Annotated in this window: 11 protein-coding genes; 6 read left to right on the forward strand and 5 right to left on the reverse strand. The window is 56.2% G+C overall.

Annotation, left to right across the window (positions count from 1 at the left end; translation table 11 throughout):
- Window positions 1–4: 4 nt before the first annotated feature.
- A complete protein-coding gene (polA, locus tag ADICEAN_RS17990) occupies window positions 5–2884 on the reverse strand; it encodes a DNA polymerase I (RefSeq protein ID WP_009197085.1) in 2880 nt (959 codons plus the stop codon).
- Window positions 2885–3051: 167 nt separating this feature from the next.
- On the opposite strand from polA, the gene ADICEAN_RS21560 reads away from it, so the two are divergent.
- The 5 genes from ADICEAN_RS21560 (at window position 3052) to ADICEAN_RS18015 (ending at window position 6579) form a co-directional block, all read left to right on the forward strand.
- Window positions 3052–3663, forward strand: a complete 612-nt coding sequence (locus tag ADICEAN_RS21560; RefSeq protein ID WP_009197086.1) for a hypothetical protein — start codon at window positions 3052–3054, stop codon at window positions 3661–3663.
- Window positions 3664–3707: 44 nt separating this feature from the next.
- A complete protein-coding gene (locus ADICEAN_RS18000; protein WP_152426509.1) occupies window positions 3708–4079 on the forward strand; it encodes a hypothetical protein in 372 nt (123 codons plus the stop codon).
- A 345-nt stretch (window positions 4080–4424) separates the two neighbouring features.
- On the forward strand, window positions 4425–4853 hold the full coding sequence (locus ADICEAN_RS18005; protein ID WP_009197088.1) for a hypothetical protein: 429 nt from the start codon (window positions 4425–4427) through the stop codon (window positions 4851–4853).
- A gap of 5 nt (window positions 4854–4858) precedes the next feature.
- Entirely contained in the window at window positions 4859–5389 is a 531-nt protein-coding gene (locus ADICEAN_RS18010) for a flavodoxin family protein (RefSeq protein WP_009197089.1), read from the forward strand.
- Window positions 5390–5664: 275 nt separating this feature from the next.
- Window positions 5665–6579, forward strand: coding sequence for a hypothetical protein (locus tag ADICEAN_RS18015; RefSeq protein ID WP_009197090.1), 915 nt, complete (start codon window positions 5665–5667; stop codon window positions 6577–6579).
- On the opposite strand, the gene ADICEAN_RS18020 is transcribed toward ADICEAN_RS18015, so the two are convergent.
- Window positions 6576–7178, reverse strand: coding sequence for a DNA-3-methyladenine glycosylase I (locus ADICEAN_RS18020; protein ID WP_009197091.1), 603 nt, complete (start codon window positions 7176–7178; stop codon window positions 6576–6578). The genes ADICEAN_RS18015 and ADICEAN_RS18020 overlap by 4 nt on opposite strands.
- 62 nt (window positions 7179–7240) lie before the next feature.
- Between ADICEAN_RS18020 and ADICEAN_RS18025 the strand changes: the two genes are divergently transcribed.
- Complete coding sequence (locus ADICEAN_RS18025) at window positions 7241–7681, forward strand: GNAT family N-acetyltransferase (RefSeq protein ID WP_009197092.1); 441 nt, start codon at window positions 7241–7243, stop codon at window positions 7679–7681.
- Window positions 7682–7709: 28 nt separating this feature from the next.
- On the opposite strand, the gene ADICEAN_RS18030 is transcribed toward ADICEAN_RS18025, so the two are convergent.
- Genes ADICEAN_RS18030 through ADICEAN_RS18040 form a run of 3 tightly spaced genes read right to left on the reverse strand, consistent with a single transcriptional unit; the run spans window position 7710 to window position 11022 of the window.
- Window positions 7710–8075, reverse strand: a complete 366-nt coding sequence (locus ADICEAN_RS18030) for a hypothetical protein (protein ID WP_009197093.1) — start codon at window positions 8073–8075, stop codon at window positions 7710–7712.
- Window positions 8068–8472 carry a carboxymuconolactone decarboxylase family protein gene (locus ADICEAN_RS18035; protein ID WP_009197094.1) on the reverse strand — a complete coding sequence of 135 codons (405 nt, stop codon included), beginning with the start codon at window positions 8470–8472 and terminating at the stop codon, window positions 8068–8070. The genes ADICEAN_RS18030 and ADICEAN_RS18035 overlap by 8 nt, the downstream gene beginning before the upstream one ends.
- 36 nt (window positions 8473–8508) lie before the next feature.
- Window positions 8509–11022 carry a DUF5686 and carboxypeptidase-like regulatory domain-containing protein gene (locus ADICEAN_RS18040; protein ID WP_040398043.1) on the reverse strand — a complete coding sequence of 838 codons (2514 nt, stop codon included), beginning with the start codon at window positions 11020–11022 and terminating at the stop codon, window positions 8509–8511.
- Window positions 11023–11048: the final 26 nt, after the last annotated feature.

An 11048-nucleotide genomic window follows, 5' to 3' on the forward strand; every position in this document is an offset into this window, starting at 1 on the left:
AAAATTAATGCGCCTCCAGCCAGTTGGGGCCGGTACCCAGGCCTACCTCCAGGGGTACGGGCAGCTCTACGGCCGTGCTCATAAAGAGGGGGATATGCTCTTTGAGCAGCGCTACCTCGCTCAGGTGGGCATCAAACACCAATTCGTCATGCACCTGCAGCACCAGGCGGCTTTTGAGCTTCTGGCTCCGCATCCAGCGGTGTATGTTGATCATGGCTAGCTTGATGATATCGGCCGCCGAACCCTGAATGGGGGCATTGATGGCGTTGCGCTCGGCAAAGCCCCGCACGGTCTGGTTGCGGCTGTTGATGTCGCGCAGGTAGCGGCGGCGACCCATGATGGTCTCCACATACTCCTGTTCCCGGGCTTTTTCAATACTTTCGTCCATGTACTGCTTCACGCCCGGAAATTCCTGAAAGTAGGCCTCTATGATATCGGAAGCTTCCTTACGCGGGATGTTGAGGCGCTGGGCCAGGCCAAAGGCTGATATGCCGTAGATAATGCCAAAGTTGGCCGTTTTGGCCTTGCGGCGCATGTCGCTGTCTACCTCCTCCAGAGGCACCTTAAAGATCTTGGCAGCGGTGGTGGCGTGGATATCCCGCCCCTCCCTAAAGGCCTCTACCATGGCGGCATCTTTGGCAAAACCGGCCATCAGGCGAAGCTCTACCTGGCTGTAGTCGGCCGAAAGCAGCGTAAACTCTTCATTGCGCGGCACAAAGGCCTTGCGAATCTCCCGCCCCCGCTCGGTGCGGATGGGGATGTTCTGCAGGTTGGGATTGGTGGAGCTAAGGCGGCCGGTGGCAGCTACCGTTTGGTTAAAGGAAGTATGCACCCGGCCATCGCGCGGGCTGATAAGCTTGGGCAGCGCATCAATGTAGGTGCTGCAGAGCTTGGTCAGCTGGCGGTATTCCAGAATATGCTTTACAATGGGGTGCTCATCGGCCAGCTTGATCAGGATCTCCTCGCCGGTAGCGTACTGCCCGGTTTTGGTGGTTTTGGGCTTTTTGATGAGCTGCAGTTTATCGAACAGGATCTCGCCCAGCTGCTTGGGCGAGCCGATGTTGAACTCCTGCCCGGCTTCTTCATACACCTGCTTTTCCAGCTCCCGGGCCTCCAGGTCCATCTGCACCGACAGCTCCTTGAGGGCTTCGGTATCTACCCGGATGCCGTTGTACTCCATTTCGGCCAGCACATGGATCAGGGGGGCCTCTACCTCTTCATACAGCTTCAGCAGTCCCTCCTGCTTTAGCTTAGGGCTCAGGGTTTTCTCCAGCTGCAGGGTAATGTCGGCATCTTCGGCGGCATACTCCTTGATGGCTTCCAGCGGCACCTCCCGCATGGTCTTCTGGTCTTTGCCCCGCGGGCCGATCAGTTCGGTAATGCTTACCGGCTTATAGTTGAGGTAGGTCTCGGCCAGCAGGTCCATGCCGTGGCGCATCTCGGGCTCCAGCAAATAGTGCTGCACCATGGTATCGGTAACGGGGCCCCGTACTTCTATATCATATTTGCGCAGGGCCAGAATATCGTACTTCAGGTTCTGACCTATTTTTCGGATCTTCTCCGCTTCCAGTACCTCCTTAAAGCGGTCTGTTACCTTCCGGGCCTCGGCTTCATCGGCCGGCACGGGCACATAGTAGGCCTCGCCGGGGTACCAGCTAAAGCTCATGCCCACCAGCCGGGCCTCTACGGCATCAATGGCATCGGTTTCGGTATCGAAGCAAAAGGCCTGCTGCTGCTTCAGGTAGGTGATGAGCTCCTCCTGCTGCTGCCTGGTCTGCATCAGGTGGTAGTGGTGGGTGGAGTTGTAAATAGTACGCGGGGCGCTCAGGGGCTTGCTCTCTTCTGCGGCAGGGGCTACCGCCGCTTGCGACTCCCGTACAGGGGTGGCCACTGGGGAGTCGGCCTGGGCAGGGGCAAACAGATCGCCCTGACCGGAAGGGGTGCTTTTGCGCTGGGGTGCCGGTTTTGCGGCGGCAGTGGCGGCGGCCAGTGCCCCGGTGCCCTCTTCGCCATAGAGGCGGCGCATGGTGCTGCGAAACTCCAGCTCCTGCAGGATGGGCTTCAGTTTGGCATCATCGGGCCCGGTATAAAGCAGGGCATCCGCATCAAAATCAATGGGCACCTCGGTATGAATGGTAGCCAGTTTTTTGGAGAAAATGCCCTGCTCGCCAAATTCCTTGATGCGTTCGCCGTTCTTGCCTTTGATCTCATCGGCATGGGCTACAATATTCTCGACTGTGCCATACTCTTTCAGGAGCTTGGACGCGGTTTTGGGGCCTATGCCGGGAATACCCGGAATGTTATCCACCGCATCGCCCTGCAGGCCCAGCATGTCCCGCACCTGGTCAATCTGGTCAATATCCCATTTCTCCAGCACTTCTTTTATCCCCAGCACATCTACGGCATTGCCCATATAGGCGGGTTTGTAGAGCCAGATGTGCTCTTCTACCAGCTGGCTGTAGTCTTTATCAGGCGTCATCATATACACCTCAAAGCCGGCGCGGCAGGCCTTTTTGGCCAGGGTGCCAATCACATCATCGGCCTCGTAGCCATCCAGCTCCAGAATAGGGATGTTAAAGGCTTTTACAATTTGCCGGATGTAGGGTCGGGCTATTTTAATATCCTCGGGCTGCTTTTCCCGCTGGGCTTTGTACTCGCTGTACTCCACATGCCGGAAGGTGGGCTGGTCGGTATCAAAGGCTACGCCCAGGTGGGTAGGCTTTTCTTTCTGGATGATCTCCAGCAGCGAATTGGTAAAGCCATAGACGGCGCCGGTATTAAGACCTGTACTGGTGATGCGGGGATTTTTGCTAAAGGCAAAATGCGCCCGGTAAATCAGGGCGAAGGCATCGAGCAGAAAAAGTTTTTTGTCGGGTTTGCTCATGGCTTAAAGGTACGAAAAAAGCCCAAAGAGCAGTGCTGCGTCTAAAGAAGCTGTTTTAACAAAAGCCAAGCCTTCAACAACATCTCCTTCCTGCAGCAGAAATTTCTAAAAATCAATGGTTAACTGCTGATTATTACTAACTTAAGTGCCCAAAGCATTTTTTAATCATGAACATTGAGATTACACGAACCACAGAAAGCTTTGGAGATGCGTACAGCATCAGCATCAACAGCTTTCTTTTGTACTCGGCCTGCCTGGAGACCCGCCACTTTTTTGATAATGCCCTGGTGCTCAGCCGGCTGGATCATGGTAAACATCCCCGCCTGCTGCTATCCCGCAACCTGAGCTTTTTTACGGCCAGTTATGACCTGCTGCACTGGAACGAGACAATGCATGCCTGGGAGGAGCATTATGCCCAGTTCAAAACCCGATCGCTCTGGAAATCGCACTACCAATGCCTGCACCAGCAGGACGTGTACGACATCTATACCCATCCCAACCAGCTGCGCTCGGTCTATAAAAACGAGCAGATGATTGCCTGCTGGGAGCGGGCAGCCCTGGCCCCTACTGATACCGATTGCTACAAAATAACCGCCGATGATGATTGTGAGGTAGAACTGCTCATTAGTTTTTGCCTGATATTAGATAACTTTAGCAGCAGCAATAAGCAGGGCCTGGTGCAGCTGGAGCTGGGCCTGCAGGCCGAAGCCAGGCCGTTTGACCCTGCCTGGAAGCCAAAATACGCCCCCCTGGATCATTTATGGACCTCATCTCTCTAAGAGCTGTATACCCCAGAGCCCAAACTGTGCTTTACCTGCTGTGCATGGCAGGCGTATTCTTTATCCCCGACAGCAAGCACCCCCTGCTGGCATTGGGGCTAGGCGGCCTGCTGCTGGTGCTGGCAATAGGGCTCAGCTATACCACTTATGCGCTAAGGCTCACCGGTGGCGGAAAGCTTGAGTATGGCCTTGCGTTTTTTACCCGTTTTTATCCTCATCACAGCCTCAGCCCGGAGGTGCTAAACAGCATGTGCATCCGGCAACTGCCGGATAAGCACTGGGGCCTGCAGCTGATCCCCCCCGGGCAGGCGCCACTGCTGCTCGATACCCGGCCCACCCTGGATGCCCTGCAAAAGCGCAGGCAACAGCTGGAGCAACTCCTGGCCAGCCGCATGGCCGCAGCCGCTAAGTGGTAAGCGCTTCTGCTGCCAGCACCTTTTCGCAGGGCTCTCCGGAGACACCAATACGATGCGCCGGCTTTTAGTGCCTGCATGTCCCTTACGCTCCCCCTTATGCGGATACGGCAGGCTTAGTGTGCCTTATAGTGAAATTGTGAATTTGCATAAAATAGCCCTGCTGCTAATCCCGCCTAAAGCACACTTCGGCTGCTGGCTACCCTTACCAGCTTTCGCAATTTTATTCCTATCTTGATTTTGTTTGCCAGCTTTAGGGGCTTTTTTCTGGCGCCGAAGACCCCCCTGATCAATGCACAGCTGGGAAAAACCCCTTTGTAAGCGGACATCCACAAAAACAGAGAGCAGATGGGATTTGAGCGCAGCGATTATTTAAAACGGCAATTTGACCAGCTGGGGCGGGCCCTGGGCAAGCTGCTGGCCGATCTGCTGGGGATTAAGCAACAGGGGCAGCCGGGCGAGGTGCTGGCCCTGCTGGACCAGCGCCTGCAGGAGCTGCTTACGCTTTCTGTTAAGCAGCTGGCGGCCATTGCTCCCCGGGAGCTGGTACCCACCCTGCAGCAGGAGTACAAGCTGGAGCCGCACCACCTGGAGCCCATGGCCGATGTTCTCTGCGAAGCGGCAGAAGGGTTTCTGCTGCAGCACGATGCCCAAACCGCCCGGGCACTCTGGGAACGGGCTCTTGTGCTTTATACCCATCTTGAGGCCGATGAGAGCCTTTTTTCCTTTGAACGGCATTTTAAGATCAAGCGCCTGCAGGAGCTGCTGCAGGCCTGAGCGCCATGACTGAACCTACCCCCACCAACGCCCTGCTAATCCTGGGCAGCGCCCGCCGGGAGGGCGATACCCACAAGCTGGCAGCGCAGGTGTTTGACAAAAGCACCCTAAACTGGATTGATCTGCTGGATTACCCCCTGTACCCCTACTCTTACACAGGCAGCTATCCGGCCGATGATGCCTTTGAGCGCCTGACCCACCAGCTGCTGGCGCACCAGATCCTGATCTTTGCCACCCCTGTGTACTGGTACAGCATGAGCGGCCTGATGAAAACCATGTTCGATCGCTTTACTGACCTGGTAACGCTACATAAGCCGGCAGGCCGGCAGCTAAAGGGCAAAAAGGTATACCTGCTGGCTGTAGGGAGCGATGCCCGGCTGCCGGAGGGCTTTGAGGTACCCTTTCGGCGTACGGCCGGGTACCTGGATATGGAATGGGGAGAGAGCTACTACCGGGCAGTAAGCGAGCTGCCCACCCTTTCCGAAGAAGACCGCCGGCGGCTCCGGTCCTGGATCGGGAGGGTTGACACCAGGTAAAAAGTGCGCTGGAAGAGCCTGAGGCAGCCTCTTATCCGCTACCCTAAAATGGGTGATGTTGAAGCGCTGAAAATACCTATGGGCTTTACTGCCAGACAATAACCCGCTACCGGCAGAGCAGAGGTGGGCGCTGCTACCGACACCCCCTGCGTTCGCCTACTAAGGGGCCCACTATCCCCGTTTGCCAATTGAACGTTCTAACTATTTTTTTAGATTATAGTTGTAATTCTGCTATTTTACTGTAGCTTTCTTATAAGATTCCCCTCTTTAGCGCTATGAAGATCCTAATGCTCACTGGCAGAAGTGCGGCCTTGCTCTGCCTGTTGTTTATCTGCTTGTGCGCTACCGTTCAGGCACAGCAGACGCCGCAGGACACAACTACCCTGTACCGCGTGCAAACGCTGGATGGAAACGAGTATGTAGGCGCCATCCTGGAGCAGAATGAAGAATTTATCCTGCTGCGCACCCGTAACCTGGGGGAGATTACCATAGCCCGCAAAGACATCCGGTCCATTACACCCATCCGCCCTACCCAGGTGGTAAGTGGCGAAATCTGGTTTGAGAACCCGCAGTCGACCCGTTACTTCTGGTCGCCCAACGGCTACGGCCTCAAGCGGGGGGAGGGCTATTACCAGAACGTCTGGATCCTGTTTAACCAGGCCAGCATTGGCATTACCGACAATATCTCCATGGGGGTGGGTACAGTGCCGCTTTTCCTGTTTGCCGGTACCTCAAGTCCGGTCTGGATCACCCCAAAAGTATCTGTGCCGGTATCGGGTGATAAGGTGGCGCTGGGGGCCGGCGCCCTGCTGGGAACCGTGCTGGGCGAGGAAGGCACAGGCTTTGGCATCCTGTATGGCATCGGCACGGTAGGCTCCCGCGATAAAAATGCAAGTGTTGGGGTAGGGTATGCCTTTGCCGGCGGCGAAATGGCCAACTCACCGGTAATTACCCTAAGTGGAATGCTGCGTGTTGGAAAAGGAGGATATCTGCTTACCGAGAATTATATTATTCCGGCCGGAGAGGAGCGCTTTGCCCTGCTTATGCTGGGAGGACGGAGCATTATTAAAAAGATAGGCCTGGACTACGGCCTGCTGATTCCGGCCTTTAGTGGCGATCAGGTATTTTTTGGCCTGCCCTGGCTGGGCCTGACCGTACCCTTTGGGGCAGGGCCGGCCCAGCCGCGCTAGTGCGCTTTGGCAGTGCTCAGCTCGGCATAGCGGTAGCAGGAGGTGGTATGGTCCATGACCAGTCCGCAGGCCTGCAGGTGGGCATACAGCACGGTGCTGCCCAGAAATTTAAACCCTCTCTTTTTCATATCAGCGGCCAGCGCATCAGACTGGGGAGAGGTGGCCGGTACCTGCGAGTTCTCCGTCCAGTGGTTGATCAGGGGCCTACCCCCTACAAATTCCCAGATGTAGGCCGAAAAGCTGCCCCACTCCTGCTGAATGTCCAGAAAGCGCTGCGCATTGCTGATGGCGGCCCTGATCTTGGCCCCATTGCGGATAATACCCCCATTCTGTAGCAGCTCCTGCACCTTTTCTTCACCAAAAGCCGCCACCTGCTGCGGATCGAACCGGGCAAAGGCCTCCCGGTACGCCGCCCGCTTGCGCAGCACGGTAGCCCAGCTCAGGCCGGCCTGGGCGCTCTCCAGCACCAGAAACTCAAAATGCACCCGATCATCATGTACGGGCACGCCCCACTCCTGATCGTGGTACTGCTGGTATTCGGGAAATTTGCCACCGGCCCAGCCAGCGGATACCCACTGGCAGCGATTGAGTTCTTCCATAAGCTTACTTTTTGCCTCAGCTTAAAACTAATGAAAAGGATACATTTGCAAAAAAGCTCCTAATGAACATCCAATATAGCGAAGGCAGCATGGCAGAAGCCAGAGCGCTGCTGGCTCAACTACCCGAATTTACCGACCTCTATCCCCTGGAAGAATTTCAGCGACGCCTGCAGGGACCCGATGCACTGATTCTGCTTGCCAAAGTAGAGGGGCAAGCAATAGGCTGCAAACTTGGGTACCGGCTGAATGAAACCTGCTTTTATTCCTGGCTTGGTGGTGTGTTACCTCAGTGGCGCAGGAGCGGTGCTGCCCGCCTGCTGGCAGAAGCTCAGGAAGCATGGGCCCATAAACGGGGCTTCAGCCATGTGCGCTTTAAAACCCGCAACAGTTGCCGGGCAATGCTGCTGTTTGCTTTGAAGCGTAATTTCAACATCATACGCGTAGAGCCGCGGGAATCTCCTATTCATCACCGAATCTGGCTGGAAAGAGCGTTGGTGGAATGAAGTAAAACGTTGGGAAAGGAGCCCGGGATCAGCCTACGAATACCCAGCCCATTTCCTGCTCAAAATAGTCCAGCACCTGCATTTTCAGCAGCTTTTCCTGCTCCAGCAGATCAAAGTGCGGCAGGGGGTTTACCATTTTCCAGTGGGGCCAGCCTTGTTCATCCAGCCCCTCCAGTTCATAATAGCCGGCATAGCTCAGCACTTTGCAGATGGCAATGTGCATCAGGTCCTGCTTTTCTTCCTTGCTGAAGGTGCGCCGGCCCTGGCCCAGCTCCTGCACCCCTATCAGAAAGAGAATGGCGTTGAGGTCTTTGGGCCGGCGGCCAATCTGCTCGCCCAGGCGCAGGCGCAGCTGCTGCCAGCGGCGGTCCAGCTCCAGGTCTTTTTTAAGCATGCTGGTGGCCACATTCGGTACCACTGCCCCCCTGGGAATCTCCCCCGGTGGGCCCGCCTTCTGCTGCCAGGGCATCCCAATACTCAACGGCACGGCGCAGGTGCGGAATCACAATGCTGCCGCCAATAAGGGTGGCAATGGAGAAGATCTCGTACATCTGCTCGTTGGTATAGCCCAGCTCATGGCATTTGCCCAGGTGGTAGCGCACACAATCATCACAGCGCAGCACCATGCTGCAGGCCAGGCCTATGGCTTCTTTGGTCTTGGTATCCAGGGCGCCTTCCATATAGGTGTTGGTGTCCAGGTTAAAGAAGCGCTTGATCACTTTATTGTCAGCCGCCATGATACGCTCGTTCATGCGGGTGCGGTAGTCGTTGAAATCAGATACTTGGCTCATAGAAAAAGTAATTTGTGCAAAGATAGGATAGCGGGCTTAAAGCACCAGCGTCATGCTCACCTTTAGCCCAAAGCGGCGGGCATTGGGCAGCTCCAGGTAGGTAAGCCGGTGAAAGGCATCTACCCGAAACACCCGGAAAATGTTTTCAATGCCGTAGCCCAGTTCTACATAGGGGATATCGGACAGGGAGCGGGGGGGCGGCAGTACTCCCTCAGCCCCAGGATCAAGGGGGGCCACCAGCTGCTGATTTTCTTTGCTCAGCTGCCCCCAGAGCAGACTACCGTGGGCAATGGCCCGCCACTTCAGTTTTTTGATCAGGGGTACCCGGTTCAGCAAAAAGCCCTCAAAATAGTGGATGTAGCGCAGCGAGGCCCAGCTATCGCTGGCAAATTCGCCCACATTCATCAGGCCATAGGCCGCCGAGGTATAAAAGGCGGTTTCATTGCCCAGGTGTACCTTTAGCAGGGGATAGGGCAGGGCGCCAAAATACTTCCCGGCTTCTACGGTATAGCGCGATACCCCCAGAAAGGCCATTTTCACCCGCTGGGTAGCGTGCAGCGCCAGGCGGTGGTACTCAAAATCGGCGCCCAGCAGACCGGGAATCCCATAGGCATAGCCAAAGCTCAGCACAGGCCAGCCCTGGGTGCCTGCCGAGAGGCGCTCAAAATCGTTGATCAGGTAGGCCTCTCCCCAGGAAAAGCGGGTATTCAGGCGCACCTCCGAGGTCCGGAAACTAGTGGCCAGTACAGCGGGCTCATCGCCGGTGCGGTAGCCAAAGGCAAAGACCGGCTCAAAATTGCGGTGATCAAACGAAATACCAGCGGTGATGCCCCTGCTCAGATCGGTTTGCAGGCCTAGGCCGCTTCGCTGGTAGTGGTAGGGAAGCCGCAGACTGCCCCAGCGGCTGGAGGCATAAAAGATGGAGTTACTGCTCAGCTCATCGGCATCCAGGCCTATCTGTTCTACATCAGAGCTGTGGTAGAGGCGCAGCAGGGTCCAGCTGTTGCGGGACAACAGCCGCTCGGCCTGGGCATTATACTTTAGCCGGTTGTCTTTGGTGCCATAGGCCGCAAAGGCACTCAGGCGGTATTTTGCCGAAAATGCGGTAGTGGTCCGCAGGCCTGCTCCCAGGCGGTGCCCCTCCAGATCATTGAAGGTATAAAACAGGGGGTAGGGGCCAATCTCCAGCCGGGTGCCTGCCTTTACATAGCCGGTAGCAAGGGCTTTTACCAGGCGTATGTTCCGCTTTACTGCCGGCAGCTGGTTGGCCGAATCGATCATCTGGCCAATTTTCTCTTCTTCCAGGCTTAGGGAATCATGCCGGTTGCTGCTCCAGAATTCCCTGCTGGCCTGCGGGGCCCTGGCCTCTACGGTAAGGGGGTTGGCATAAAAATCGGGCTGGCGGGGCTGGTTCACGAGTGGGTCTTTGTAGGAGGTGTAAAACTTGGCCACCACCCCGCCACCCTCCTTGCCCGGCCTGCGCATATCGATGAGTACCCGGGTTTTAGCGGGAAGCCAGCCCGATGCCGCCGTGGGCTGCAGCTGCTGGCTAATGGCGATCTTGTGCACAAAGTTGAGGTTTGCCTTGGGGAGTACCTGCAGATCGAGCTGCTGCAGGGCATACTCCTTTTTGGTGATCCAGAGGGTACCCCAAAAGGCCAGATCCTGCTCCCGCTTGGGCGAAACGCCAATCTTGTAGCACATGCGCCCCTCTACCAGCAGGCTGTCCTGCAGCTCATAATCGTAATAGAGCTTCCAGCCATCGGCCAGGGGGGAGGCAAATTCCTTTTCAAGAATGTTGAGCCAGTTTTCATAAAAGTTGTATTCCTGAAAAGAGCTGCCCACCAGCTGAGAGAGCAGGCTGCCATCCTCAACACCAAAGCCCTTGAGGCTGGTATGCAGAATATGCTCCCGCCGCAGCTCGGGCCGGGTACGGAAATAGTACCTGCTGATGCTTTCGGATAAGAACACCGGCATCAGGGCCTCCCCCTCCTCGCTGGTATAGGTGTAGATGCTGTCATAGGCTGCTTTTACCTGGCGCACCAGTTTTTTCTTCTGGGTATCGTCGGGCAGGCGCTGCAGGTTTAGCTCAGCCTTGGTGTAGGCCTCGTACTCATAGGCCAGCAGGCTGGTCTTGTTGTGGCGGCTTTTGGCCTCCAGCACCTTGCGCATAATAGGGTGGGCCGGATTTTCTTCCCGCCGCCGGCCGGGCCTGATCACCACCTCCCGCATGTTTTCCGCATCCTCCTGCAGCTGTATGTGCAGCGTCTGGGTCTGGTTGGGCTGTATGGCAATCGTGCGCTTTTTATAGCCGATGTAGGAGACCACAATGGAATCATGCCCCTGCGGGCTGCTTAAGCGAAAGTTGCCCTCAAAATCAGCCGTTACGCCAATGGTGGTGCCTTTAAAGAGAATGCTGGCAAAGGGTAGAGGGTCCCGGCTGCGCCCATCGGTGATACGGCCCTGCACCTGGGTTTGGGCATGGCTTTGCTGGCAGGCCAGGCCCACTACAAACACTAGTAAAAGCAGGAGTGATCTAAGGGAGGGCATCCGCGCAAAATCAACAGGTAAACTGC

The sequence above is a fragment of the Cesiribacter andamanensis AMV16 genome (assembly GCF_000348925.1).
In the GTDB taxonomy this organism is placed as follows: Bacteria; Bacteroidota; Bacteroidia; order Cytophagales; family Cyclobacteriaceae; genus Cesiribacter; species Cesiribacter andamanensis.

Excerpts from the sequence above, each read along its gene's own strand:
- ADICEAN_RS18035 (WP_009197094.1), bottom strand. The coding sequence starts at position 8,472 with ATGAGCCAAGTATCTGATTTCAACGACTACCGCACCCGCATGAACGAG.
- ADICEAN_RS18020 (WP_009197091.1), bottom strand. The coding sequence starts at position 7,178 with ATGGAAGAACTCAATCGCTGCCAGTGGGTATCCGCTGGCTGGGCCGGT.
- ADICEAN_RS21560 (WP_009197086.1), top strand. The coding sequence starts at position 3,052 with ATGAACATTGAGATTACACGAACCACAGAAAGCTTTGGAGATGCGTAC.
- ADICEAN_RS18005 (WP_009197088.1), top strand. The coding sequence starts at position 4,425 with ATGGGATTTGAGCGCAGCGATTATTTAAAACGGCAATTTGACCAGCTG.
- ADICEAN_RS18000 (WP_152426509.1), top strand. The coding sequence starts at position 3,708 with ATGGCAGGCGTATTCTTTATCCCCGACAGCAAGCACCCCCTGCTGGCA.
- ADICEAN_RS18010 (WP_009197089.1), top strand. The coding sequence starts at position 4,859 with ATGACTGAACCTACCCCCACCAACGCCCTGCTAATCCTGGGCAGCGCC.
- ADICEAN_RS18025 (WP_009197092.1), top strand. The coding sequence starts at position 7,241 with ATGAACATCCAATATAGCGAAGGCAGCATGGCAGAAGCCAGAGCGCTG.
- ADICEAN_RS18030 (WP_009197093.1), bottom strand. The coding sequence starts at position 8,075 with ATGCTTAAAAAAGACCTGGAGCTGGACCGCCGCTGGCAGCAGCTGCGC.
- polA (WP_009197085.1), bottom strand. The coding sequence starts at position 2,884 with ATGAGCAAACCCGACAAAAAACTTTTTCTGCTCGATGCCTTCGCCCTG.
- ADICEAN_RS18015 (WP_009197090.1), top strand. The coding sequence starts at position 5,665 with ATGAAGATCCTAATGCTCACTGGCAGAAGTGCGGCCTTGCTCTGCCTG.
- ADICEAN_RS18040 (WP_040398043.1), bottom strand. The coding sequence starts at position 11,022 with ATGCCCTCCCTTAGATCACTCCTGCTTTTACTAGTGTTTGTAGTGGGC.